Origin of the sequence: Pseudonocardia kunmingensis (assembly GCF_006716445.1) — a bacterium.
GTDB classification, from domain to species: Bacteria; Actinomycetota; Actinomycetes; order Mycobacteriales; family Pseudonocardiaceae; genus Pseudonocardia; species Pseudonocardia kunmingensis.
This window is the reverse complement of record NZ_VFPA01000002.1, coordinates 1,225,964-1,250,059: the sequence shown is the minus strand read 5'-3', so window position 1 is coordinate 1,250,059 and position 24,096 is coordinate 1,225,964. Positions and strand designations below refer to the sequence as shown.

The 24,096-nt window shown below is 74.6% G+C and carries 25 protein-coding genes and 1 pseudogene; 8 read left to right on the top strand and 18 right to left on the bottom strand.

Annotated features, from left to right (window positions below; translation table 11 throughout):
• Positions 1-35: 35 nt before the first annotated feature.
• The 6 genes from FB558_RS21650 (at position 36) to FB558_RS21625 (ending at position 6,348) form a co-directional block, all read left to right on the top strand.
• The gene (locus FB558_RS21650) at positions 36-1,184 is read left to right on the top strand and encodes an ABC transporter ATP-binding protein (protein ID WP_142056215.1); all 1,149 of its coding nucleotides are present in this window, start codon (positions 36-38) and stop codon (positions 1,182-1,184) included.
• A 23-nt stretch (positions 1,185-1,207) separates the two neighbouring features.
• Positions 1,208-2,581, top strand: a complete 1,374-nt coding sequence (locus tag FB558_RS21645) for an ABC transporter substrate-binding protein (protein ID WP_246106654.1) — start codon at positions 1,208-1,210, stop codon at positions 2,579-2,581.
• The gene (locus tag FB558_RS21640) at positions 2,578-3,393 is read left to right on the top strand and encodes a metallophosphoesterase (RefSeq protein WP_142056213.1); all 816 of its coding nucleotides are present in this window, start codon (positions 2,578-2,580) and stop codon (positions 3,391-3,393) included. The genes FB558_RS21645 and FB558_RS21640 overlap by 4 nt, the downstream gene beginning before the upstream one ends.
• Positions 3,390-4,358 carry a carbohydrate ABC transporter permease gene (locus FB558_RS21635; protein WP_170231451.1) on the top strand — a complete coding sequence of 323 codons (969 nt, stop codon included), beginning with the start codon at positions 3,390-3,392 and terminating at the stop codon, positions 4,356-4,358. The genes FB558_RS21640 and FB558_RS21635 overlap by 4 nt, the downstream gene beginning before the upstream one ends.
• A complete protein-coding gene (locus FB558_RS21630; RefSeq protein WP_142056211.1) occupies positions 4,348-5,178 on the top strand; it encodes a carbohydrate ABC transporter permease in 831 nt (276 codons plus the stop codon). The genes FB558_RS21635 and FB558_RS21630 overlap by 11 nt, the downstream gene beginning before the upstream one ends.
• A 195-nt stretch (positions 5,179-5,373) precedes the next feature.
• On the top strand, positions 5,374-6,348 hold the full coding sequence (locus FB558_RS21625; protein WP_211366722.1) for a beta-ketoacyl-ACP synthase III: 975 nt from the start codon (positions 5,374-5,376) through the stop codon (positions 6,346-6,348).
• 19 nt (positions 6,349-6,367) lie between these two features.
• On the opposite strand, the gene FB558_RS21620 is transcribed toward FB558_RS21625, so the two are convergent.
• From FB558_RS21620 to FB558_RS21600, 5 genes are all read right to left on the bottom strand, one after another.
• Positions 6,368-7,117: an SDR family NAD(P)-dependent oxidoreductase gene (locus FB558_RS21620; RefSeq protein ID WP_142056207.1), complete on the bottom strand. Its 750-nt coding sequence runs from the start codon at positions 7,115-7,117 to the stop codon at positions 6,368-6,370.
• 54 nt (positions 7,118-7,171) lie between these two features.
• A complete protein-coding gene (locus tag FB558_RS21615; protein ID WP_142056205.1) occupies positions 7,172-7,903 on the bottom strand; it encodes a GNAT family N-acetyltransferase in 732 nt (243 codons plus the stop codon).
• An 87-nt stretch (positions 7,904-7,990) separates the two neighbouring features.
• Positions 7,991-9,337 carry an NADP-specific glutamate dehydrogenase gene (gdhA, locus tag FB558_RS21610; protein WP_142056203.1) on the bottom strand — a complete coding sequence of 449 codons (1,347 nt, stop codon included), beginning with the start codon at positions 9,335-9,337 and terminating at the stop codon, positions 7,991-7,993.
• A gap of 148 nt (positions 9,338-9,485) precedes the next feature.
• On the bottom strand, positions 9,486-10,478 hold the full coding sequence (locus FB558_RS21605; RefSeq protein ID WP_142056202.1) for a universal stress protein: 993 nt from the start codon (positions 10,476-10,478) through the stop codon (positions 9,486-9,488).
• Positions 10,475-10,759, bottom strand: coding sequence for a DUF3040 domain-containing protein (locus FB558_RS21600; RefSeq protein WP_170231450.1), 285 nt, complete (start codon positions 10,757-10,759; stop codon positions 10,475-10,477). Before FB558_RS21600 ends, FB558_RS21605 begins: the two co-directional genes overlap by 4 nt.
• 123 nt (positions 10,760-10,882) lie before the next feature.
• Between FB558_RS21600 and FB558_RS21595 the strand changes: the two genes are divergently transcribed.
• Positions 10,883-11,359, top strand: a complete 477-nt coding sequence (locus FB558_RS21595) for a MarR family winged helix-turn-helix transcriptional regulator (protein ID WP_246106652.1) — start codon at positions 10,883-10,885, stop codon at positions 11,357-11,359.
• A gap of 12 nt (positions 11,360-11,371) precedes the next feature.
• Here the strand turns inward: FB558_RS21595 and FB558_RS21590 are convergent, their stop codons facing one another.
• From FB558_RS21590 to FB558_RS21580, 3 genes are all read right to left on the bottom strand, one after another.
• Positions 11,372-12,610 carry a PucR family transcriptional regulator gene (locus FB558_RS21590; RefSeq protein WP_142056198.1) on the bottom strand — a complete coding sequence of 413 codons (1,239 nt, stop codon included), beginning with the start codon at positions 12,608-12,610 and terminating at the stop codon, positions 11,372-11,374.
• A gap of 56 nt (positions 12,611-12,666) precedes the next feature.
• On the bottom strand, positions 12,667-13,230 hold the full coding sequence (locus FB558_RS21585; RefSeq protein ID WP_142056196.1) for a hypothetical protein: 564 nt from the start codon (positions 13,228-13,230) through the stop codon (positions 12,667-12,669).
• 210 nt (positions 13,231-13,440) lie between these two features.
• Positions 13,441-13,938 (bottom strand): GreA/GreB family elongation factor, encoded by a 498-nt coding sequence (locus tag FB558_RS21580; protein ID WP_142056663.1) that lies wholly within the window; start codon positions 13,936-13,938, stop codon positions 13,441-13,443.
• A gap of 438 nt (positions 13,939-14,376) precedes the next feature.
• On the opposite strand from FB558_RS21580, the gene FB558_RS21575 reads away from it, so the two are divergent.
• On the top strand, positions 14,377-14,694 hold the full coding sequence (locus FB558_RS21575) for a GNAT family N-acetyltransferase (RefSeq protein WP_142056194.1): 318 nt from the start codon (positions 14,377-14,379) through the stop codon (positions 14,692-14,694).
• Between the two features lie 10 nt (positions 14,695-14,704).
• On the opposite strand, the gene FB558_RS21570 is transcribed toward FB558_RS21575, so the two are convergent.
• From FB558_RS21570 to FB558_RS21530, 10 genes and pseudogenes are all read right to left on the bottom strand, one after another.
• On the bottom strand, positions 14,705-15,187 hold the full coding sequence (locus FB558_RS21570) for a hypothetical protein (protein WP_142056192.1): 483 nt from the start codon (positions 15,185-15,187) through the stop codon (positions 14,705-14,707).
• 183 nt (positions 15,188-15,370) lie between these two features.
• The gene (locus FB558_RS21565) at positions 15,371-16,201 is read right to left on the bottom strand and encodes an iron-sulfur cluster-binding protein (RefSeq protein WP_142056190.1); all 831 of its coding nucleotides are present in this window, start codon (positions 16,199-16,201) and stop codon (positions 15,371-15,373) included.
• Complete coding sequence (locus tag FB558_RS21560) at positions 16,202-17,482, bottom strand: Zn-dependent hydrolase (protein ID WP_142056189.1); 1,281 nt, start codon at positions 17,480-17,482, stop codon at positions 16,202-16,204.
• Positions 17,479-17,970 (bottom strand): hypothetical protein, encoded by a 492-nt coding sequence (locus tag FB558_RS21555; RefSeq protein ID WP_142056187.1) that lies wholly within the window; start codon positions 17,968-17,970, stop codon positions 17,479-17,481. Before FB558_RS21555 ends, FB558_RS21560 begins: the two co-directional genes overlap by 4 nt.
• A 14-nt stretch (positions 17,971-17,984) precedes the next feature.
• Positions 17,985-19,268 (bottom strand): MFS transporter, encoded by a 1,284-nt coding sequence (locus tag FB558_RS21550; protein WP_142056186.1) that lies wholly within the window; start codon positions 19,266-19,268, stop codon positions 17,985-17,987.
• Positions 19,269-19,283: 15 nt separating this feature from the next.
• Entirely contained in the window at positions 19,284-19,517 is a 234-nt protein-coding gene (locus FB558_RS45250; protein ID WP_281288657.1) for a nitronate monooxygenase, read from the bottom strand.
• Between the two features lie 160 nt (positions 19,518-19,677).
• A pseudogene (locus FB558_RS45245) lies at positions 19,678-20,136 on the bottom strand (beta/alpha barrel domain-containing protein); the annotation flags it as partial.
• Positions 20,137-20,311: 175 nt separating this feature from the next.
• The gene (locus FB558_RS21540) at positions 20,312-21,622 is read right to left on the bottom strand and encodes an MmgE/PrpD family protein (RefSeq protein WP_170231449.1); all 1,311 of its coding nucleotides are present in this window, start codon (positions 21,620-21,622) and stop codon (positions 20,312-20,314) included.
• Positions 21,619-23,034, bottom strand: a complete 1,416-nt coding sequence (locus tag FB558_RS21535) for a dihydroorotase (RefSeq protein ID WP_170231448.1) — start codon at positions 23,032-23,034, stop codon at positions 21,619-21,621. Before FB558_RS21535 ends, FB558_RS21540 begins: the two co-directional genes overlap by 4 nt.
• A complete protein-coding gene (locus tag FB558_RS21530) occupies positions 23,031-24,047 on the bottom strand; it encodes an ornithine cyclodeaminase family protein (RefSeq protein WP_170231447.1) in 1,017 nt (338 codons plus the stop codon). Before FB558_RS21530 ends, FB558_RS21535 begins: the two co-directional genes overlap by 4 nt.
• Positions 24,048-24,096: the final 49 nt, after the last annotated feature.

Genomic DNA, 24,096 nt, shown 5'->3' with positions numbered 1-24,096 from the left:
CCTACGCCGTCCCGTCGACCCCAGGAGGATCACCGGTGAGCCGCATCCAGATCGAGGGCGTGACCCGGCGCTTCGCCGGGGCGCGCCGGGACGCGGGCCCCGTGACCGCCGTCGACCGCGTCTGGATCGACGTGGCCGACGGGGAGTTCCTCGTGCTGCTGGGCCCGAGCGGGTGCGGCAAGTCGACGCTGCTGCGCATGGTCGCCGGGCTCACCGCCCCGTCCGCGGGGCGGATCCTGCTCGACGGCCGCGACATCACGGCCACCCCGCCGCGCGACCGCGACCTCGCGATGGTCTTCCAGAGCTACGCGCTCTACCCGCACCTGAGCGTCGGGCGCAACATCGGCTTCCCGCTGCGCACCCGCGGCAGGCGGCGCGCCGACATCGACGCCCGGGTCGCCGAGGTCGCGGCGGTGCTCGGCCTGGAGGGCCTGCTCGACCGCAGGCCCCGCGCCCTGTCCGGGGGCCAGCGCCAGCGCGTCGCCCTCGCCCGGGCGCTCGTGCGCGACCCCGGCGCGTTCCTGCTCGACGAGCCGCTGTCCAACCTCGACGCCACGTTGCGCACCGCGACCCGCGCGGAGCTCGGCGACCTGCACCGCAGGCTCGGCGCCACGTTCCTCTACGTCACCCACGACCAGGTCGAGGCCATGACCATGGCCACCCGGGTCGCGGTGCTGAACGGCGGCCGGCTCGAGCAGCTCGGCACCCCCGAGGAGGTCTACGACGCCCCCGCGTCGGTGTTCGTCGCGGGCTTCATCGGCTCCCCCGCGATCCGGCTGCTGCCTGCCCGGCTGTGGTCCGACGCCGGCGAGCTGCGGGCCGTCGGCGCCGACCTGGAGATCCCACTGGGACCGGGCGAGGACCCCGACGGGCGGGACGTGCTCGTCGGCGCCCGCCCCGAGCACGTCCGCCTCGCCGCCCCCGGCGCGACGGGCCCGCTCTGGCGGGGCACGGTCCGGCTCGTCGAGAACCTGGGCGGCGAGGAGGTCGCGCACGTCGCCGTCGGCGGGCACGACGAACCCGGCAGCCGCATCGCCGTGCGCGGGCCCCGCCCCCTCGGCCTCGCCGTCGGCAACGCCGTCGCCCTCACCTGCGATCCCGACCGCGTCCACCTGTTCGACGGGGCCGGCGGCCGGCGCCTCGTCCGCGCCGCCGCCCCGACCCCCGCCGCGCCGGCGGCCTGACCCCTCCCGACAGGAGCACCCCCGTGCCCATCCCCCGAGTACCCGTCCTGCTGGCCGCCGCCGTCCTGCTCGCCGGGTGCGGCGTCGGCGGCTCCGCGCCCGCGGGCGCGCCGGCACCCGCGCAGCCCGCCCCGGAGCTGGCACCCGACCAGCAGGTGGCGATCACCTTCGAGAGCTACAACTTCGGCCAGGCGGGCGCCTGGTCGGAGACGTTCACCGCGCTGCTCGACCGGTTCCACGCCGAGCACCCGAACATCACCGTGACCGCGCAGAAGCCGCAGGGTACGAGCTCCAACCCGGCCGCCGACGCCGTGTCGAGCGTGCAGACCCAGGCCGCGACCGGTAACGCCCCCGACGTCGTGCAGCTCGGGTTCTCCGACCTCGGGTTCACGGTCGGCCAGCTGGGCGCCAAGCCGCTCGAGGACCTCTTCGGCGACGACGTCGCGCAGAACTTCGGCGGCACGCACCCGTACGCGCCGGCCGCCGCCCGGCTCGCCACGCTGGAGGGCAGGACCTACGGCGTGCCGTTCGTGCTGTCCACCCCGGTGCTGTACTACAACGCCAGCCTGTTCACCGCGGCCGGGCTCGACCCCGCCCGGCCCCCCGCCACCTGGGCGGAGGTGGCCGCGGCCGCGCAGCAGATCAAGGCCGCCACCGGCAAGGAGGGGGCCTACGCCGACTGCGTCACCACCGTGGCGAAGGACTGGTGCCTGCAGAGCATCATCCGCTCGGGCGGCGGGCGGGTGCTCTCGGAGGACCGCACCACCCTGCTGTACGCCGAGCCGCCCGCGGTCGAGGCCGTGTCCGTGCTCGCCGACATGGTCGCCTCGGGGGCGAGCCCCAAGTTCAGCCAGCAGCAGGCGGTGGAGGCCTTCGCCCGCGGCGACCTCGCAATGATCCTCGAGTCCAGCTCGATGCAGGGCACCTTCGGCCGGGGTGCGCAGGGCGCCGGCTGGGAGCTGCGCGGCGCCGCGACCCCGTCGTTCGGCGACGCCCCGGCCGTGCCGACCAACTCCGGCGCCGCGCTGTACGTGCTGGCCGACGACCCCGCGCGGCAGCGCGCAGGCTGGGAGCTCATCGAGTTCCTCACCAGCGACGCCGCGTTCACCGAGATCGCGCAGAACATCGGCTACCTGCCGCTGCGCACCGGCCTCGTCGACGACCCCGCCGCGCTGCAGGAATGGGCGGCGGCCAACCCGACGACCGCGATCAACATCGACCAGCTCGAGCGGATGGAGCCGTGGGTCTCCTTCCCCGGCGACGACTACCTGCAGATCCGCGACGGGATGATGGACGCGGTCGAGGAGGTGGTGCTCCAGGGTGCCGACCCGCAGGCGACGCTCCGGGCGGCCGCCGAGCGCGGGCAGGCCCTCATCCCGGCGGGTGGCGACCGGTGACGGCCCGCTTCCTCGCCGTCGTCTCCGACAGCCACCTCACCGCCGACCCCGCGTCGGCGGACGCGCTGCGCGCCGCCCTCGCGGTCGTGGAGGCGGGCGCCCGGCCGGATGCGCTGCTGCTGCCCGGCGACCTCGCCGCCGACGGCGAACCCGGCGCCTACCGCCTGCTGCGCGAGGTCGTGGACCCGGTAGCGGCCCGGCTGGGGATCCCGGTGGTCCCCGTCATGGGCAACCACGACGAGCGCGGGGCCTTCCGCGCCGCGCTCGGCGCCGGCGGGGAGCCCGGGGACCCGTGGGACACCGCGACCCGCGTGGGCGGCCTGCGGATCGCGGTGCTCGACAGCACCGTGCCCGGCCACCACCACGGCGCGCTCGACCCCGACCAGCTCGAGCGGCTGCGGGCCGAGCTGGCCGAGCCCGCACCCGAGGGCACCGTGCTGCTGCTGCACCACCCGCCGCTGCCCTCGCCCGTTCCCTCGGTCGACCTGCTGCGCCTGCGCGGCACCGAGAAGCTCGCGGAGGTGCTGGCCGGCACCGACGTCCGGATCATCGTCTGCGGGCACGCGCACTACGCGGGCGCCGGTGCGCTGGCCGGCATCCCGGTCTGGATCGCCCCGGCGCTGATCTACCGCGTCGACGCCCTGCCGCCCGCCGGGCGCCTGCGCGGGGTCGCAGGGCCCGCGATCAGCCGGGTCGACCTCGTCGAGGGCACCGCGGTGGCGACCGCCATCCTGCTCGGCGGTGAGCCCGTGAACGACGTCGACGCCGCGGAGCGGGTGGCCTGGATGCGCGAACGGATCCCGGCGCCGTGACCGCGTCCACGACGGTCGCCCCGACGGCGTTCGTCGAGGTTCCCCCGCCCGCGCATGGCGACGCGCCGGCCGCCGTCACCGTGTCCCGGTGGCGGCGGCCGGCCCGCGCCGCGCCCCCGTACCTGTTCCTCGCGCCCGGGCTCGCGCTGCTGGTGGTGTGGGTCTACCGGCCGCTCGTGGAGACCGCGGAGCTGTCGTTCTACTCCTGGAACCTGCTGCCGACGAGCCCCGCCGAGCCGGTCGGGTTCGACAACTACGTCCGGCTGTTCGCGCTGCCGGACTTCTCGGCGTCGATCGGCCGCACCCTCGTCCTGATCCTCGGGCTGCTGCCGTTCACGCTGGTGGTCCCGGTGGTCGTCGGCCTGCTGGCGCGGCGCGTGCGCGGCCGCGCGGCGACCGTCTACCAGGCGCTGGTCTTCGCGCCGATGCTGGTGGCGCCGGTGGCGGGCGCCGCGGTGTGGCAGTGGATGCTCGACCCGCGCGGCGGGCTCGTGAACCAGGTGCTGGGCACCACCACGAACTGGCTGCAGGAGCCGGGACCCGCGCAGGTCGCGATCATCCTGATCACCGGGTGGCACGTGCTCGGCTTCGCCACGTTGGTGGTGGCGGCCGGGCTGAGCGGGATCGACGGGGAGTACTCCGCCGCCGCGTCGCTCGACGGCGCGACCCGCTGGCAGACCACCCGGTGGATCACGGTGCCGCTGCTGTCGCCCACCCTGTCGTTCCTGCTGCTCATGACGCTGCTGCTGGCCGCGCAGTGGAGCTTCCCGCTGGTGAACACGCTCACCGACGGCGGCCCCTCGAACGCGACCACGAACGTCTACTACCTGTTGTGGGACTACGCCTTCGGCTCGTTCGACGCCGGCCTGGGCGCGGCGGCCGGCATGATCTTCTTCCTCGGCTTCGGGGTGGTCGCGCTGGCGCTCGTCCGGCTCACCGATCGGCTCTCCTTCCATGACGCCTGACCCCACGCCCGTCGGCGAGCGCTCCCGCCCCCTGGCCGCCCACCTCGTCCTCGGCCTGCTCGGTCTGGCCTGTGTCGTGCCGATCTACTGGCTCTACGCCACCTCGCTGCGTGCCCCCGAGGACGTCTACTCGCTCAACCCGTTCCCGTGGCCGCTGTCCGTGGCGAGCTATGCGGAGGCCTGGACGGCCGCCGACGTGCCGCGGCTGTTGCTCAACACGACCGTGATGGCGGCGATGATCGCGCTCGGGCAGCTGCTGACCGGCCTGTTCGCCGGCTACGCCTTCGCGGCGTGGCGGTTCCGCTTCTCGGGCGCGCTGTACCTGCTGTTCGTCGCGACGTGGTTGGTGCCGTTCCAGGTCACGATGCTGCCCAACTACGTCCTGCTCAACCAGCTCGGCACGCTGAACACCGTCGCAGGCGTGGTGCTGCCCAACCTGTGCTCGGCGCTGGCGGTGATCATGCTCCGCCAGCACGTCCGCAGCGTGCCCCGCGAGCTGCTGGAGGCCGCCCGGATGGACGGCCGGGGCTCCTGGTCCACGCTGTGGACGGTGGTCGTGCCCAACCTCGGCCCCGCGCTGGCCGCGCTGGGCGTGCTGCTGTTCATCAACGCGTGGAACGAGTACTTCTGGCCTGCGCTGGTGATGCAGCGCTCCAACGCGGTGCTGCAGTTGGGGCTGCGCAGTTTCATGGGCACCGAGGGCAACGACTGGGGCCCGCTGATGGCGACCGCGGGCCTCGCCTGCCTGCCCGTTCTCCTGTTGTATCTGGTCCTGCAGCGCAGGATCGTCGACGGTTTCGTCCGCTCCGGACTGAAATAGCGATCCGATTCACTCGACGCCGACGACGTGCAGGACGCAACAACAACGCCGAGATCATGGCGCAGCTCGGACTGCCGGATGGTCCCGTCCACCCGCTGAGATAGCTACCCCATAGCGAAACCGCTACGACGCATCGCCGCCCACGTCACGCACGGTGGCGTGAACCCCGCGCGCGACACGACTAGGGTGGTAGGAGTGACCGGAGTGCGGATCGCTGGTGTCGGGCACGCACTACCCGTCCGGGTCGTGAGCAACGCCGATCTCGTCGGCACGCTCGACACCTCGGACGAGTGGATCCGCAGCCGGAGCGGGATCGCCACCCGCCACCACGTCGACCCGGGCACCGCCACCTCCGACCTGGCCGTGGCGGCCGGGTCCCACGCGCTGGAGGTCGACCGGCGCGGCGGCGGGGACGGGGGCGTCGACCTCGTGGTCGTCGCCACCACGACGCCGGACCGGACCTGCCCGGCCACCGCCCCGCTGGTCGCGTCGCGGCTCGACCTGGGCACGGTGCCCGCCTTCGACGTCAACGCCGTCTGCTCCGGCTTCCTCTACGGCCTGTCCACCGCCGCCGCGATGATCCGCGGCGGCGCCGCGGCCTCGGTGCTGCTCGTCGCGGCCGACACCTTCTCCACGATCGTCGACCCCACCGACCGGCGCACGGCCTTCCTGTTCGGCGACGGCGCGGGCGCGGTCGTGCTGCGCGCGGGCGGCGACGACCTGCACGAGGTGACCCTGGGCAGCGACGGGGGCCAGGAGGAGCTCATCGTCGTGCCGGGCGGCGGCTCCCGCGAGCCCGGCTCGCCCGACCGCTTCTTCACGATGCAGGGGCAGGCGGTCTACCGCCACGCCGTGGAGCGCATGGCCGGCTCCACGTCCGAGGTGCTCGAGCGGGTCGGCTGGGACATCGCCGACGTCGACCGCTTCGTCGGGCACCAGGCCAACAGCCGCATCCTCGACGCCGTCGCCCGCCGCCTCGGCCTGCCCCCCGAGGCGCTCGTGGTCAACCTCGACCGCGTCGGCAACACCGCCGCGGCCTCGATCCCCGTCGCGCTGTCCGAGGCGCACGAGCGCGGCGAGCTGAAGAGCGGGCACCGCGTCGTCCTCGCCGCGTTCGGGGGCGGTTCGACGTGGGGCGCGGCCGCCCTGACCTGGCCGTCGCTGGACTGATCGGGCTGTACGGAGTGGGTCAGCGGCCCCGGCCGGCCAGCCGCGCCGCCGTGCGCAGCGTGCGGCGCGGCAGCTCCAGCGCGTCGACCACGGCGCGGTAGCGCCAGCCGGGCACCGACAGGGTGCGCCCGCGGACGAGGTCGGCGAGGCACTTGTCGACCACCGCGTCGGGGTCGAGCCCGGACCTCGACGCCCCTTCCGGAGCCGGACGCATGCGGACCTGCAGCTGCCCCACGCACAGCGCGAGCGCCCGGACCCCGGTGCCGGTGAGCGACGCGGCCACCGTGTCGGTGAACGACAGCACCCACGACTTGCTCGCGGCGTAGGCGTCGCCGCGCCCGGCGAGGTACCCGGCGAAGCTGGCCACGTTGACGACCGCACCCCGGCGGCGCTCGATCATCGCAGGCAGTGCGGCCCGGGTGAGCCGCATGACGGCGGTGATGTTGGTGTCGATCTCGGCCTGCAGCCGCCCGACGTCGACGCCCACGAACTGGCCCTCACCCTGGACGCCCGCGTTGTTGACGAGCAGGTCCACCGGTCGTTCCCGGTCGCCGAGGCGCTGTTCCACCGCGGCCAGGTCCTTCTCGTCGGTGAGGTCGGCGACCAGGACCTCGACGGTCCTGCCGAGCCCCCGCGCCGCGCCCGCGACGCGCTCCACCGCGTCCTCCTCGACGTCGAGCAGGACGAGGTCGTGTCCGTCGCGTGCGAGTCGGGCGGCGAAGGCGGCACCCAGGCCGCGGCCTGCACCGGTGACGAGCGCTGTAGCCATGATCGGGACGCTAACAGCTCACCCTTCCGGGCCCACCTGCACCACCGTGCCGCCCTACCGCGGGCTCCTCGCCCGGAGCGCGCCGCGGCTCCACGGTGCCGGCGCGGTGGCGTTCCAGTGCCGGCCCCTCCCCGACCGCCAGTGGCGACCCCTGGTCGGGCCGGCCTGGCCGAGCCCGGCGGACCTGTCGGGGTGGAGGGCGGCGAACTGCGCGGCCGTGATGCTCATGAGCACGATCGACGCCACGCCCCCGTGCACGAGCTCGGTGTCCCGCACGCGGTCGACCTCCTCGAAGCCGAGCCTGCTGTGCAGGGTCAACGAGGCGATGTTGGCGCTGTGGATCCCGACGTCGCACCAGTGGTAGCCGCGTTGCGCGAACATGAAGGCCAGCAGGGTGGCCACGGCGTCGCCCGCGTAGCCGCACCGCCGGTGCCGCGCGCCGATCCCGACCCCGTAGCTGAACCGGCCGGACGCCGGGACGGCGTGGAGCGTGCAGATCGACCCGACCAGCATGCCCCCGTGCAGCGCCTCGATGGCGAACTGCACGTCGTCGTCCTGTGGCGCCCGGTCCCGGGCGGCGCTCGCCCGGTGCACGGCCCAGTGCCGGTAGCCACCCACCCGGCTCGGTTGGTCGCGCACCGACGCCCGGTCGAACCCGATCAGGGTGCTGCGATCGACCGGGCGGATCTCACGCAACCGCACCTTGCGCCCGATCGGACCCGGCCGTTCGACCGACGGAGGAGCGCTGGCGGCCACCGGACGCGCGCGCGACGCACTGATCGTCATCGCCGGTCACCGTATCGGGGCGGCTCCGGGCGCCCGCCGCAGCGGTGGCACAACGCCCCGGACCTGCGACGGGCGTGGCCGTGGTCGTCAGACGAGCCCGAGCGCGAGCATCGCCTCGGCGACCCGGGCGTAGGCGGCGATGTTGGCGCCCGCGACGTAGTTGCCGGGCATCCCGTACTCCTGCGCGGTCTCGAAGCAGCGGGCGTGGATGCCGGTCATGATGTCGCGCAGGCGCTCCTCGGAGTGGGCGAACGACCACGAGTCGCGGGAGGCGTTCTGCTGCATCTCCAGGGCCGAGGTCGCGACGCCGCCCGCGTTGGCGGCCTTGCCCGGACCGAACGCGACGCCCGCCTCCTGCAGCACGCGCGCGCCCGCGGGGGTCGTCGGCATGTTGGCGCCCTCCCCCACGGCGACGCAGCCGCCCTTCACCAGCGCGAGGGCGTCGGCCTCGTCGATCTCGTTCTGGGTGGCCGAGGGCAGGGCGACCGCGCACGGCACCTCCCACACCGAGCGGCCGGAGACGAACGTGGCGTCGCCCCCGCGTTCCCCCGCGTAGGCGCTGATGCGCTCCCTGCGCACCTCCTTGACCTCCTTGAGCAGGTCGAGGTCGATGCCCTTCGGGTCGTGCACGAAGCCGGAGGAGTCGGAGCACGCGACGACCCGCCCGCCCAGCTGGTGCACCTTCTCGATCGAGTAGATCGCGACGTTGCCCGAGCCGGAGACGACGACGTCCTTGCCGTCGAACGACTCGCCGCGGGCGCGCAGCATCTCCTCCACGAAGAACGCGCACCCGTACCCGGTGGCCTCGCGCCGCACCTGGGCGCCGCCGTAGTTCAGCCCCTTGCCGGTCAGGACACCGGACTCGTAGCGGTTGGTGATGCGCTTGTACTGCCCGAACAGGTAACCGATCTCCCGGCTCCCCACGCCGATGTCGCCCGCGGGGACGTCGGTGTACTCGCCGATGTGGCGGTAGAGCTCGGTCATGAAGCTCTGGCAGAACCGCATCACCTCGCGGTCCGACCGGCCCTTCGGGTCGAAGTCCGAGCCACCCTTCCCACCGCCGATCGGCAGCCCGGTGAGCGCGTTCTTGAACACCTGCTCGAAGCCCAGGAACTTGACGGTGCCCAGCAGCACCGACGGGTGGAACCGCAGCCCGCCCTTGTACGGGCCGAGCGCGCTGTTGAACTCGACGCGGAACCCGCGGTTGATGTGGATCGCCCCGCGGTCGTCCTCCCACGGCACCCGGAAGATGATCTGGCGCTCGGGCTCGCAGATCCGCTCCACGATCTTCGCGTCGGCGTACTCGGGGTGCTTGTCCACAGCGGGCCCGATGCTCTCCAGCACCTCGCGCACCGCCTGGTGGAACTCCCGCTCACCGGGGTTCCGGGCCAGTACGTCGGCGTAGATCCGCTCCAGGTCGCCGTGCATCGGCACTTCGCAACACCCTCCTACCACCGGCTCGTCGCAGGCACCTCGCGGTTCCCGCCGCTGCAAGGCGCAGCGCGGGCCGAGCGTAGGCGCCGTACGCCGCGAAACCCCCGCTGACCGGCCCGGAGGGGGACCAACGCCACACGTGCGCGCGTCAGCGGGGCGCACGCCGCCCGAACGGGACGCGCAGGACGCCACCGACGTCCCGCACCCGCGACGGGCCGGGGGCGGCGTGGGCGACCACCGCGACGGGGCTGCAGCAGTGCTGCAGGACCGAGCGGCTCACCGAGCCGAGCACCGCGGCCCTGACCTGCCCCCGGTGCCGGGAACCGACCACCACCACTGCGGCACCCCGGGACTCGGCCGCGACGACCCGCGCCGGTTCGCCGCGGACGGGCGCGGTGACGACCTCGACGTCGGGGAACGACGCCCGCCAGGGCTCGAGCGCGCGCTCGAGGGTCCGGCGTCCGACGACCTCGGCGACGGACGCGGGCGCGTGCACCGCCTCGAGGTCCGCCGGCGCGTCGGGCGTCCAGGCGTGGACCGCGACGAGGGGGATGCCGCGCTGCCGGGCGGCCCGGAACGCGAAGCCGACGGCGCGGTCGCAGGACCGGTCGGGCCCGACGCCCACGACGACGCGGGGTGGCGACCAGGGCGGGGGCTCCCCCTCCGGCACCGGCGGGATGACGACGACCGGACCGGACGCGTGCGCGACGACCTGGGCGGAGACCGACCGGGCCAGCAGCGCCCGCAGCCCGCACAGCCCGCGGCTGCCCAGGACGAGCAGGCAGGCGCGGGCGGCCTCGGCGAGCAGGGCCCCGAGCGTGGTCCCGCCGAGCAGGTGCGCCGACACCTCGATGTCCGATGCCACCGTCCGGGCCCGACCGACCGACTCCGCCAGCACCGCGTCGGCCGCCGCGTGGGCGGTGAGGTAGGCGTCCATCGGCGCGACGACGCCGTAGGGATCGGCCGGGAGCGTGGGGCGGAAGACGTGCACGATCCGCAGCGGGCAGCCGCGGGCCGCGGACTCCGCGGCCGCCCACTCCACGGCGGCGTCCGCGGAGCCGGCGGCGTCGACGCCGACGACGACCGGTGCGCGCGCACCGCCGCGGGGCGTCCGAGCGCCGCCCGGCCCGGGGCCGCTCACGCCGGCCACCGGGGCGGACCGGCGTCCTCGAACCGCAGGACCAGCCAGGCCAGGGCGATCGCGAGGGCGAGCGCCAGCGCGATCCCCCACGATCCGGCGAGCACGACGACCGCGCTGAGCAGCACCCCGACGACCAGGAGGAACGTCGCGCCGACGCGTCCCGCGGACCCGCGCGGCAGGCGGCGCGCCCGCGCCTCGAAGGCGCGGGCGAAGCCGGGGTCCTCGTCCAGGATCCGCCGTTCGACCTCGCGCAGCGCCTCCCGTTCACGGTCACTGAGCACGACGCACCTCCTGGGCCCGATACCGCCGTACGGCACGAAACGCATCGTAACACGATGTATCGTGGCACGATACAGTGAGCGCCGGTCGAGCGGTGCCGGTGCGCGGCGTGGTGTCATGTGGACGTGGGGGCCGAGGACGTGCGGACAGACTCCGAAGCACTGGCAGACTCCGGAGCACTGACGAAGCAGGACTTCGAGGCGCTCGCCCGGTTCCGCTTCGGGATCCGCCGCTACCTGCGCTTCAGCGAGGAGATCGTGCGCAGCCACGGCCTGGCGCCCCAGCAGTACCAGCTGCTGCTGGCGCTCAAGGGTTTCCCCGATCGGGACTGGGCGACGGTGCGGGAGCTGGCCGACCGGCTCCAGCTGCGCCACCACAGCGTCGTCGAGCTGGTCAACCGGGCGCAGGGGCAGGGCCTCGTCGAGCGGGTGCCGCACCCCGACGACGCGCGCGCCGTGCGCGTGCAGCTGACCGGCGACGGCGAGCAGATCCTCGCCCGGCTCAGCGCCCTGCACCGCGACGAGCTGCGCCGGATGGACTCCCACCTCGCGCTGCCGGCATGGCACGACGAACCCGCGCGACGCGAGCGGACGGAACGCTGAGGGTGCGCGCGCTCAGGTGAGGTCCGCGAGCTCACGCTGCGGCCACCCGAGCAGCCGGGCGCCGAGGACGGCCGCGTGGATCGTGAAGCGCTGCGCGGGGTCGGTGGGGTCGTACCCGGTGAGGGACGCGATGCGGTCCAGCCGGTAGGTCACCGCACGCACCGACAGGTGCAGCCTGCGCGCGGTCTCGGTGACCACGCAGCCCGTCGCGAAGTACGCGTCCAGCGTGCCCAGCAGCGGCCCGGCGCCACCGCGGGCCCCGGCCAGCGGGCTCACCACCGTGTGCACGAGGTCGGTGATCGCCGGCTGGTCGCGCAGCAGCACCCGGTAGATCAGGAGGTCCTCGGCGTGGACGACGGCGGTGTCGAGCTGCAGCCGCAGCGCCATCGTCAGTGCCTCCCGCGCCTCCTCGTAGGACCGCGCGATGCCGTAGCTGCCCGGGTGCGGCCTGCCCACCGCGACCCGCCACGGCGCGCCGCGCGGCGAGCGGGCCAGCTCCGCGTGCACCAGGTCGCCCAGCGTGACGGGTGGCGTGCGGCGGGACCCGTGACGCGCCGGTTCGCTCGGCGCGACCACGACGACGCGCCCGTCCTTCGTCGCGATCAGGACGTCCCGATCACCGACGCCCTGCACGACCGCCCGTTCCAACGAGCTGATCGCCGCGTCGGTGTCGCCCAGGCGCCCCGCCGGGAGCGCCAACGCGACCTGGTGGGCCTGGCCGAGGTCCATGCCGAACGGCTCGGCGCGCTCGACGAGCGCGCCCACGTCGGCGTCCCCGCGCAGCAGGTCCTCGATCAGCTCCCGGCGCAGCGTCTCCTCGCGCTGCACCATCTCCCGGCGGGCGACGTTGTACCCCTCGGCCAGGCTCGCGACGGCATGGTCGACGGCGCGCATGACGGCCTCCGCCGCGCGGCCCACCGCGGCGCCGTCCTGCGACAGCGCCACCGCGGGCAGCTCACGCCACAGCCGCCACGAGGCGGACAGGTACAGCTGCACGGCGTTGCCCGCCGACACCCCGAGCTCGGCGGCGCGGCGGCCCAGCAGGCCGACGGCGTCGAGCTCGGCGCGTTCCGGCTTCCGGCCGGTGGCGGCGGCGTCGGCCAGGATCGACAGGAAGTCGCCCAGCAGCTCCACCGGCACTCCCCCGGCGCCGCGGCTCGCCTCCTGGGCCACGCGGCGCAGCCAGGCCGCGTCGGCGCTGGCGTTCTCGCAGACCACCGCAGGGCCCGGCCGGGCGTGTCCCCGTCCCATGTCCTGACTCCTCCCACACCGCCTCTCGCCGGCGGGGCCGCGATCGAACATGCCGATCACCGGCAATCAGAACGGCCCCGCCAGCGTATCGCCTCCTCCTCGCTTGCCGTATAGCGGCAAGGAAAGCCGACCGCCGGCGCCACCAGGGTCCGCATCCCGAGGGCGTCCCATCCCACGAGGCGGCGACGGGCACCGAGCAGCCGCGCGACGGCGCCCCGCGTGTCCGCGGCCCAGACGACCCACCCGCTCGGAGTCCGCCGCAGGGCGATGTCGCCGATGCGGGACGGCGCGGCGGTCGCCCCGGTCATGATCGGCCGCCCGAGGGCGTCCTGCACCAGGAGGCACTCGCCGGGCCGCCGGGAACGGGCCGGCCGCGTGGAGAACGCCCGTAGCACGAGCGGCGCGCGCTGCAGGTCACCGAGCGCGGCGGCGGTCACGAAGCTGCGGTGGCCACCGACGTCGACGATCACGCCCGTCACGGACGCGCCGGTCGCCCGTCGATGCGCCACGACGTCACGGACGTGCCCGAGGTGCTGCATCTGCGGGCCGAGGACCACCCGTCCGAGCAACCGCCGGACCCACACCTGCGCCGCGGACGCGCAGCCGTCGCGCGTACCCACGCTGACACCCACCCCCATCACAGACCCCCGCTCGCCCGACAGAAGGGGCATGCAGGCCGCCCGCAAGGGGGCTGACGGCCCGCATGCCCCACGCCCGCTGTTGCCGGGCACCCTCCACGGTGCCCGCACCGCGTGGTTGCCGGCAGGAGCCCACGCCGGCCAACTCGACGCCCCTGAGCTTGCCGAGCACCGGCAGGACCGCGGGACTCCTCAGACCGCGGCGCCGGGGCTGTACGGAACGGCCCGGACCAGCGTCACCGTCATCGACCGCCCGTCGGGCAGCCGGTACTCGCGCCGCTCGCCCTCGGCCGCCCCGACCAGCGCCCTCCCCAGCGGGGAGTCCGGCGAGCAGATCTCGACGTCGGGGTAGGCGTCCTGCTCGCGTTCGGCCAGCAGGAACGTCTCCTCGTCCGGATCGTCGCCGAAGGCGACCGTGAGCACCATTCCCTGCTCCGCGATTCCGTCGTCCGGCGGCTCCTGGCCGACGATCGGGTCCTGCAGCATCTGCTGCAGCTTCCGGATCCGCTGGTTGCGCTCCCTGCGATCCGCGGCCGCCTGCTCGTCGGACCCGTCCCGTCCGGTACCGCCGATGCCCGACCGCACGCCCTCGGAAATGTCGCCGGCCCGCTCCCTGACGAGCTGCAGGAGCTCGCTCTTCAGCCGCTCGTACCCGTCCTGGGTCAGCCATACCTGCTGCGTGTCGGTCATCATCGTGCTCCTCGATCCGGATCGGGCGCCGACCATTCGACAGAACCCACAAGTGGTTCCGGCGCCCAGATGAGAACGAGCACGGCCCGTCGGGGCCGCGCTCGAGACCCACCATACGACGGTGTCCAGCACCATTCCGCCCGGAATCGCGAGGTTGCCGGGCAACGGAATCCACCGCGGCTCGAATACTGCCGGGGCCGGGCAATGAGGAGCACCGGAACGCGCCGGTCCGCCGCTCGAGGGCCGCGGAGCGCCACGAGGTTGCCGGAATGCGGCAGCCACGGGCGGGTGCCCGTGACGCGCAGCGGCAGGAGCCGGTGCGTTATATCGTGTGACGATAGGGTTCCGGCGCGTCCACAGGAGGCCCGCGGTGTGCGACGACGACACGGACGGCGCGGCTGCACGCGACCAGGACCCCCACGACCCGGAAGGACGACGATGCCCGAGCAGACCACCGACTCCCCCGTCGAGGTGAGCGACGCCCCCGACCGCTCGCGGTTCGAGATCACCGTGGACAGCAGGCCCGCGGGGTTCCTCCGGTACCGGCACCTGCCGGGCGTGCTCGTGTTCGAGCACACCGAGATCCACGACGGCTTCCAGGGCCGCAGGCTCGCCGGACAGCTCGCCGCGGGAGCCCTCGACGCGGCGCGCGAGCGCGGCCTGCGGATCCGGCCCGTCTGCGAGTACCTGGCGGGCTACGTGCAGCGGAACCCGCAGTACGCGGCGCTCGTCGACTCCCCGTCGCAGGGCGCCTGACAGGAGCGGGTCACGGCCCCTGCCGTCCCGGGCCCGGGGGCGCGCCGCCGGAGTCGTCCTCCTCGGCGGGCTCCGGCGCGGGCCTCGGGGCGCGCTGCGGCTCCGCCACCGCCGCGGACGTGGGCACCGGGGTGGTCGTCGCCGGTGGCGTCGCGACCGCTACCGCACCGGGGCACGCCTCGACGTCCTTGACGACCCCGAGCTCGACGACCGTGCCCTCCGCGGCGGGCCCGGGCTCCGGGTCCTGGGTGCAGACGATCCAGGTGCCGTCCACGGCCTGGCTGCGGTCGCCCAGCAGGTCCTGGGAACGAGCGGGGAAGCGCACGGCCTGCAGCGTGGACACCGCCCGGTCGAGCGGGTCGTCGACCACGTCCGGCACCGACGGACCGGCCGGGGCCGCGGGCGCGCCGGCGCCGCTCCCGCAGCCGGTGAGCGCGGCGGCGACGCCCAACGTGGCGGCGAGCCGGAGGCCGCGCCGGGTGGTCAGGTTCAAGGAGGTGGTCCTTCCCGGGAGGCGCAGGAGGGCGCGCGCTCGCGGAACTCCTGCCGGAGGCGGCGACCGGGTCGACCGGGGAACTGACGCGGCGCCGCGACGTCGTGGGGGCGATGTGGTGATCGGTCGGACACCACGAGTCGTTACACCCTCACAGCGCGTGACCACCTCGCTGGGGGCCGCCTACTCCGGCGTGCGCGTCGCCAGCCCGAACACCGGCCCGTCCCGGCAGACGAGCGGGGACTCGACCCCGTCGTCGACCGTGCCGGTCGCGCAGCCGTGGCAGTAGCCGAGGCCGCAGGCCATGTGCGCCTCCACCGAGACCTGGACCGTGGCGCCCCAACGGGCACCCAACTCGGCGCTCAGCCGCGCGAGTCGCTCGGACCCGCAGGTCAGGATCTGCTGCGGGGGCCGGTCATCCAGATCGTGGCACAGCCGGGCTCGCAGCTCCCCGACGTCGCTGCTCCCGTCGGCGTCGCTGACCGCCGCGACCGCGACCGCGCCGTGCGCGCGGAACTCCTCGGCACCGATGACCGAGCCCGGGTCGCGGCCGCTGGTGACGGCGACGACGTCGACCGGCGCGCGAGCGAGCTCCTGCGCGACGCCGGTGAGGGAGCAGGTCCCGATGCCCCGGCCGAGCAGGAGGACGCGCGTCGTCCCGGGGTGGACGTCGAAACCCCGGCCGAGCGGCCCCACCACGACCATGCGCTCGCCCGGCGCGAACGCCGACAGCGCCCGGGTGCCGCCCCCGACCACGGCGTACAGGATGTCCACGACGCCAGCGTCCGCGTCCCAGGAGTAGAGGGCCATGGGCCGCGGCAGCACCGGTCCGCCGGAGCGGTGCCGCGCCGCGGTGAGCATGACGAACTGGCCCGGCCGGGCCGCCGCGGCGATGTCCGGGGCGGCGAGCCGCAGGTGCCGGTAGCGGTCCGCGCGGTGCCGGTTGACCAGCACCTCGGCCTCGCACCACGTGGGGGCCGCGCGGTCGACGGGGGCGAGCGTTCGGAGGATCATCTACAGCTCGGCGTCGAGACGCAGGAGGCCTGCGGCCAGCACCGTCGTGCCGAGCGCCAGGTCGTCGATGTCGGTGCTCTCCGCGGGGTCGTGGCTGATCCCGTCCCGGCTCGGCACGAAGATCATCCCGGTCGGGGTGATCCGGTTGACCTGCTGGGCGTCGTGGCTCGCCCCGCTGGCGAGGACGGTCGGCTCGATCCCGAGGTCCGCGCAGGTGTCGACGAGGACGTCCCGGATGGCTGCGGGCAGCGGCACCGGTGGGGTGTCGGCCAGCGGGTGGGAGGTGAAGCCGACGCCCCGCCGGTCGCAGACCGCCGCGGCCCGTTCCGCGATCTCGGTGGCCGACCGCTGCTGCTGCTCCCGGTCCAGGCCGCGGACGTCCACCCACAGGCTCGCCGCGCCGGCGATCGTCGTCATCGATCCCGGTGCGACGTCGATCCGGCCGACGGTCGCGCGGGTCCCGCCGGCGGCCGCCCGGGTGGCGACCGACTCCACGAGCAGGACGACCTCGGCCGCCGCCGCGGCCGCGTCGGCCCGCAGGTGCATCGGTGTCCCACCGCTGTGCGACGCCCGGCCGGTGAGGTCGAACCGCATCCGCGTGCTGCCCGAGATGGTGTCGACGACCCCGACGCGCCTTCCCCGGGACTCGAGCACCGCGCCCTGCTCGATGTGCAGTTCCACGAACCCCGCCCAGTCCGACGGGTCCCAGCGGGCGTCGCCCACGCGCGCGGGGTCGAACGCGACGGCCGCCATCGCGTCGGCGAGCGAGACGCCCTCGGCGTCGTGCTTCTCGTGCAGGTCGTCCGGACCGGTGGTGCCGGCGACGATCCGGCTGCCGGTGCAGGCCTGCCCGAAGCGGGCGCCCTCCTCGGCGGCGAACACCACGAACCGCAGGGGGTGGCGGTGCGCGATCCCGTGCTCGGTGACGAGGCGCGCGGTCTCCACCGCGGCGGCGACGCCGGCGATGCCGTCGAACCTCCCCGCGTTCGGGACGCTGTCCAGGTGCGAGCCGGTGCCGATGGCGGGCGCGGTGGGGTCGCTACCCGGGAGCTCGGCGAGCGTGTTCCCGGCCGCGTCGGTCCACACCCTCGCCCCCAGGTCGGCCATCCGCGCGGCGAACACCGCGTGCGCGTCGCGTTCGAGGGGCGTGTAGGCCAGCCGCGTGACGCCCGGACCGGAGTCCGGCTCGGAGAGCGCGGCGAAGGCGTCCAGCAGCGCCCCGAGCCGATCAGCGTCGGCCCTCGGGTGGGCGTGGACGTGGGCGGATGCGGGTCGGTTCACGGGAGGAGTCCCGTCGCCTCGTCGAGCACCCCGACCGCGGCGGTGGGCACGTCTCGCGCCGCGGCGAGTGCCGCGGAGCCGAGCACCGCCGCCACCGCGACGGTCCGCCCTCCCCGGTTGTCGACGAGCTTGCGCAGCGTCGCCAGCCGCCGGTCCACCCACTGGGTGGCCATCGGCACGACCAGGGTGCCGGGCTCGAGGTCGCGGTCGAGCCCGAGCCTGCCCTCGACCTCGGACGCGCGCAGCACGCCGACGTCGAGGCACCGGGCGACCGCGTGGGCGAGCACCGCCTCGTCGCTGGTGTCCCACACGAGGAGCGCCTGCGGCGGGTCGACGGCGCAGCCGCGGATCGCGCCGGCCAGCCGTTCCCCGATGACGTCCACCGCCCGGGGTGAGCGCGCGGTGTTGATCGTGGGCCCGTAGGTGTCGGGAGCGATCCCGACGGCGCGCAGCGCGGTGAGGGCGGGGCCGTTGTCGGTGGTGGCCACGGGAGTCCTCCTCCTCAGGGGGTGGTCGGGTCGAGCGACTCGCCCCGCCGCTCGGGGATCAGCAGCATCGCCACCATGGCCACGATGTAGATCAGCGCCAGGAAGCTCAGCGCGGTGGCGAAGCCGGTCGAGGCGGCGAGCAGGGCGACGACGAGCGGGGCGAACCCGCCGACGCCGCGGCCGATGCCGAACAGCACGTTCTGCGCGGTCGCGCGGGCCGCGGTGGGGTAGTTCTCGGCGATGATCGCCCCGTACCCGCCGAGCATGCCGTTGGCGAAGATCCCCATCACGGCCCCGCCCGCGAGCACGGCCAGCGGTGCGGTCAGCTGGCTGTAGCCGAACAGGGCCAGGCAGGCACCCGCCTGGAAGATCCAGAAGGCCTTCCGCCTGCCGATCCGGTCGGCGAGCAGGCCGAACAGCAGGATGCCGAAGATCATCCCGCCGATCGTGACCGCCGTCCACGTCGCCGAGGCCGTCAGGCTCAGCCCGATCTGCTCCGACAGGTAGGTCGGCAGCCAGGTCATGATGCCGTAGTAGCCGAAGTTCTGGACCGAGCAGATGATCACGATGCCGAGGCTGGTCCACGCGACCCTGCGGTCGGCGACCAGCAACCGGTACGGGTTCGGCGGCTTCTGCCGTGCGGTCTCCTCCTTGTGCCGGACGAACGCATCCGGCTCGTGCAGCCGCTTCCGGAAGACCGCGGCGACGATGGCCGGGAAGATCCCGATGACGAACAGGCCCCGCCAACCCCACAGCGTGATGACCGGAGCCGAGATGATCGCCGCGAGCAGGACGCCGAGCTGGAACCCGACGCCGACCACCGACGTCGCACGGGCCCGCTTGAGCGCGGGGATGGCCTCGGCGGCCAGCGCCATGCCGATGCCGAACTCCCCACCGATCCCGGCGCCGGCGATGAACCGGAAGATCGCCATCTCGACGAAGCCCTGCGACACCGCCGTCAGCGCGGTGAAGACCGCGAACAGCACGATCGAGTAGGTCATCACCTTGACCCGGCCGTACCGGTCGGCGAGGGACCCGAAGACCATCGCGCCCGTCACCGTGCCGAACAGCGTGATCGTGGCCAGCCAACCGGCCTCGGTGGTGGACAACCCGAGGCTCAGGGTGATCGCGGGCAGCGCGAACCCGAGGATCTGCAGGTCGAAGCCGTCCATCGCGTAGCCGATGGTGGCGGCGAGGACCGCCTTGCGGCCGTACGGCGTGACCTCGTCCGCGCCGGGGGCGGTCTCGGCGCGGGCGGGTCGGCCCGCCCGGTTCTCGGCGTCGTCGTCAACGTCCATGAGGGGCTCCTGATGTCAGAAGGAGGAGGATCCGACCAGGTCGGAGAGGCGGGTGACCCCGAGCTCCGCGGCCGCGGCCGGGAGCTCGCGCAGGATCTCGGTCATCACGAAGGGGCGCGCGAAGGTCGCGGTCCCGACCTGCACCGCGGTGGCCCCGGCGACGAGGAACTCGGTCACGTCCTGGGCGGTGGAGATCCCGCCGCAACCGACGACGGGGATGTCCACGGCCCGGGCGGCCTGCCAGACCATCCGCAGGACGAGGGGTGTGACCGCCGGACCGGACAGGCCGCCGGTGCCGTGGCCGAGCCTCGCCCCGGCGGCTCCGCGGGTCGACGGCGAGCGCGGGGAAGCTGTTGCAGACGGTGATCGCCGTCGCGCCGGCGTCCTCGGCCGCCCGGGCGGCCGTGTCGATCGCCGTCAGGTCCGGGCCGAGCTTCACCAGCACCGGGACCGCGGTCCGGGAGGCGACCCCGGCCACGACGCGGTGCAGGGCCCGGGGATCGGCGCCGAGCGTCTGGCCGCCCCGCTCCAGGTTCGGGCACGACACGTTCACCTCGAGGGCCGCGGGCGCGCACTCCGCGAGCGCCTCGGTGACCTGCCAGTACTCCGGCTCGGACAGCCCGCCGACGCTCACCACGACCGGCACGCCGAGGCGCTGGTAGGCCGGCAGCCCGGTCCGGACGAACGCCGCGACGCCCGGGCTCGGGATCCCGACGCTGTTGAGCATGCCCTGCGCGCTCTCGGCGAGCCGGTGCGCCCGGTTGCCCGGCCGGGCCTGCGCGAAGACCGTCTTCGTGACGACGGCGCCGAGGCGGTGCACCGGCAGCAGGTCCGCCAGTTCCGGGCCGAAGCACCCGGACGCCGGCATCACCGGGTTGGCGAGCGACAGCTCGCCCAGCCGCACCGACAGGTCCACGGGTCGGGCGTCCACGGGCACAGCCTCGACTGCTCCGTCGATCCGTGCGGTCATTCTGGAAACCTCTTTCCAGTTTCGAATGGCGAAGGGTGCCCCTGATCCGGACGCCTGTCAAGGACGTCGGGCGTCAGGCCTCCCGCAGCGGCGCGAGGACCCCGGCCACGTCGGGCGCCCGGTCGAGCGCGAGGAGGGAGTCCCACAGCCGCGGCGCCGGCTCGCCCGCGAGGAGGAGGAACTTCCTGTGGATCTCGTCCATGCTCAGGGGATCGTGGTGGTGGCCGCGCGGGTCGGTGACCGACGCCTCCAGCCGCTCCCCCGCGTGCACCACGACGCGGGTCGGCGAGTGCCGGGGCCACTGCCGCTCGAGCTCGTCGTCCACGCCGACGCTCACGAGCCGCGCGAGGTCGGCCACGGGCGGCCGGTAGTCGAACGTGGAGAGGTCCGAGGCCCGCGCGGTGAGCACCGCCGCCACCGCGTAGGGCAGCGAGAAGCGCGCGGACAGGTCGTTGGGCGCCGCCTGCCGGTCGAGCTTCAGGTTGTTCGCCACCGTGTGCACCTCCACGGCGGTGATCTGCTCCACCGGCACCGCGGGCAGGGACAGCACGGCATCGATCGCGCCATGGGTGAGCGCGCACGCGCTGTGCCGCTTGAAGTAGTTGCGCAGGATGGCCGGACGCGCGGGGTCGACCGCACCGGCGAGCGCATCGACGTCGACGACGCGGCCGGTCACCCGGCCGAACAGGGCGCCCACCGACTCCGGCGAGCCGCGGAACCCGGCCCGGTGCAGCCGGGCGGCACGCAGCGCGTTCTGGGCCGCGAGCCCCATCGCCGTGTTGCGGGCGGTGGCGCCCTCGTAGCAGGCGTTCCAGACGGGGACCGTCGGCGTGGTCGCGGCGATCGCCGCCACCGCGACGGGGTCCTCCCCGAGCAGCAGCGCCACCGCGACGGCGGCGCCCACGCCTCCGAGGTGACCGTGGGGATGGGTCGGGGGCGTCAGCCGGAACGCGGTGAACAGCCGCGCGGCCACCTCGTACCCGGCCACGACCGCGCCGAGGAGCTCCGCACCCGAGCGGTGCGCGACCTCGGCGGCCGCCAGTGCGGCGGGCACCACGTGCATCGCCGGGTGCCCGGTCGGGCGCATGCCCTCGTCGAGCTCGAGGAACGACCCCGCGGTCGCGTTGAGGAAGGCCGCTTCCTCCGGCGGCGCCGGGATCGCACCCGGCGCCCACACCGTGGCCCCTCCCCCGGCCGGGAGCTGCGACTCCCGCAACCGGGTCATCTCCGCGGTGCGCCCACCGGCCAGGCTCACGCCGATCGTGTCGGCCACGACGTGCAGCGCGTGCCGGCGGACCGGCTCGACGAGCGGGCCGGCGGACAGCCCGGTGGCCTCCCTGATCGCCGTGGAGACGGCGCGCGCGAGCTCCGCGGTCTCGCTCACCGCGCGGCCGCGGCGCGGGCGCCCGCGTGGTCCGCGGCGACGAAACGACCACGTCGCGGCGCCACGATCTCCCGGTCGCGCACGACGACCTCGCCGCGCAGCACCGTCGCCACCGGCGCGCCGCGCAGCTCGAAGCCGTGCCACGGGCTCACGGGCTGCTTGGCGATCAGCTCCTCGTTGCGCACGGTGCGCCGCGCCTCCGGGTCGATCACGACCAGGTCCGCGTCGCTCCCGGGCCGGATGACGCCCTTGCGCGGGTAGAGCCCGTAGAGCTTGGCCGTCTCGGTCGCGGTGACCTCGGCGAACCGGCTCGCGGTGGTCTTGCCCCGCAGCAGCGCGTCGACCAGCACCGGCCCGAACGTCTCGCACCCGACGGCACCTGCAGGCTGGGTGGCGAACCCGCGGCTCTTCTCCTCGACGGTGTGGGGGGCGTGGTCGGAACCGAGGGAGACGATCGCGCCCTCGTCGACCCCGGCCCAGAGCGCGTCCTGGTCGCCCTGCTCGCGCACCGGCGGGTACACCTTCATCACCGGGCCCACGCGCGGGTAGTCGGCGTCGGTCAGGGTGAGGTACTGCGGGCAGGTCTCGGCGGTGAGCCGGACACCGCGCTGCCGGGCGGAGCGCACGGCGTCGAGGCCGGCTGCGGACGCCAGGTGCACCACGTGGAAGCGGCACCCCGTGGCCTTCGCGAACTCGGTCGCGATGGCGATCGTCGTGGCCTCGGCGGCGGCGGGCCGGGCGGCCAGCAGGTCCTCGTAGGTCTCGATCGGGTGCCCGAGCTGTTCCTGGCTGGTGGCGAGCACGTCCTTGTCCTCGCAGTGCGCCGCCAGCAGGCCGCCGTGCCGGGCCACCTCCCGGAACAGGTTCATGACGTGCCCGTTCGGCGGCGGCATCAGCAGGTTCTCCGGGGGCTCGTCCCCCAGGTTGTAGACCAGCGACCGGGTCTCGCGGTGCAGCGCGTAGCCCCAGAAGAGCTTCACGGCCACCGCGCCGGCCTCGAACAGCGGGCCGATCTGGTCGAGGTTCGGCTCGCCCAGCGCCAACCCCCACAGCCCGAAGTCGGTCCAGGCGGAGCGTTCGTGCTGGGCGCGGCGCTCCGCGAAGACCTCGGCGGAGTCCACGGGCGGGATCGCGTTGGGCATCTCCAGCACGGACGTGACGCCGCCGGTGAGCGCGCCCCGCGTCGAGTGCTCGAAGTCCTCCTTGTGCGTCATCCCGGGATCACGGGAGTGCACGTGCGGGTCGATGAACCCGGGCAGGACGAGCTTGCCGCCCGCGTCGTAGCGCTCGTCGGCCTCGACCCGGGAGCCGACGTCCAGGATCCCGGCGATGACGCCGTCCTCGCACAGCAGGTCGCCGTGCAACAGCCCGGCGGGCGTCACGAGCTGGGCATCGGTCAGGTGCAGCCTCAATGGATCTCTCCTCCAGCGTCGGTGGGAGTGGTGGGGGACAGCGGGGCCCAGGTGTCGGCGCCGAGCACGGTGCCGAGTCCGGCGGCGTCGGCCGCGTCGAGGACCGCCACTGCGCAGGCCAGGTCCTGCAGCGCGAGTCCGTGCGACTCGAAGACGGTGATGTCGTCCGGCGACCCGCGGCCGGGGATCCGTCCCGCGTGCACCGCGGCGAAGGGGCTCGCGGCGCTCGGGTCGAACCCGTTGGCCAGCAGGTCGCCGCACTCCTTGCGGGCCACCTCGACCGAGTCGACCACGACGTGCGCGGCGCGGCGGATCACGGTGGCGTCGAGCTCGCGGCGCCGCGCGTCGTTGCTGCCGACCGCGTTGACGTGGGTGCCCGGGCGCAGCAGGCCGCCGTCGAACAGGGGCTCGGTGGCGCCGGTCGCGGTGACGACGACGTCGGCCCGTGGCACCGCGCGCGCGGGGTCGGTCTCGCTCTCCACCCGCAGCCGGGGGTGGGCGGCGCGCAGCAGCCGGGCGGTGGCGCCGGCCCGCTCGTCGCTGCGCCCGACGACCACCACCGAGTCGAGGTCCGGCAGCACCTCGACCAGCGCGGTGATCTGCGCGGGTGCCTGGAACCCGGTGCCGAACAGGCACACGGTCGCACTCTCCGGGCGGGCCATCGCCCGGGTGGCCACCGCCGACGCCGCCGCCGTGCGGCGCTGCCCGAGCAGGTCGCCCTGCAACAGGCCGCGCAGCTGCCCGGTCCGGTGCGCGTAGACCAGCAGCGTGATCAGGCTCGCCCGGCTGCTGCCGCGACGCACCACCGGGTAGGACTTCACGACCGCGGCGTCGAGCGTCGGTGCGATCGCGGACATCACGTTGAGGGTCGTGCCACCGGCCGCACTGCGGTCCCGTGGCTGGTCCTGCGCCGTGCCCGCGGCGAGGAGGTCGAACGCCGCGCCCACCGACGCGAGCGCGGCGGCCGGCGGAAGCAGCCGGTCGACGACGCGGTCGTCGAGGATCCGTGGCACGTGCCCTCCAGGCTCGGAGCAGAAGTGGAAATCTGTTTCCACTATGATG

What these genes read in the sequence shown, in the direction of transcription:
- FB558_RS21575 (WP_142056194.1), top strand. Translation starts at nt 14,377, where the DNA reads ATGCCCGAGCAGACCACCGACTCCCCCGTCGAGGTGAGCGACGCCCCC.
- FB558_RS21630 (WP_142056211.1), top strand. Translation starts at nt 4,348, where the DNA reads ATGACGCCTGACCCCACGCCCGTCGGCGAGCGCTCCCGCCCCCTGGCC.
- FB558_RS21580 (WP_142056663.1), bottom strand. Translation starts at nt 13,938, where the DNA reads ATGACCGACACGCAGCAGGTATGGCTGACCCAGGACGGGTACGAGCGG.
- FB558_RS21550 (WP_142056186.1), bottom strand. Translation starts at nt 19,268, where the DNA reads ATGGACGTTGACGACGACGCCGAGAACCGGGCGGGCCGACCCGCCCGC.
- FB558_RS45250 (WP_281288657.1), bottom strand. Translation starts at nt 19,517, where the DNA reads ATGGTCTGGCAGGCCGCCCGGGCCGTGGACATCCCCGTCGTCGGTTGC.
- FB558_RS21565 (WP_142056190.1), bottom strand. Translation starts at nt 16,201, where the DNA reads ATGATCCTCCGAACGCTCGCCCCCGTCGACCGCGCGGCCCCCACGTGG.
- FB558_RS21620 (WP_142056207.1), bottom strand. Translation starts at nt 7,117, where the DNA reads ATGGCTACAGCGCTCGTCACCGGTGCAGGCCGCGGCCTGGGTGCCGCC.
- FB558_RS21615 (WP_142056205.1), bottom strand. Translation starts at nt 7,903, where the DNA reads ATGACGATCAGTGCGTCGCGCGCGCGTCCGGTGGCCGCCAGCGCTCCT.
- FB558_RS21590 (WP_142056198.1), bottom strand. Translation starts at nt 12,610, where the DNA reads ATGGGACGGGGACACGCCCGGCCGGGCCCTGCGGTGGTCTGCGAGAAC.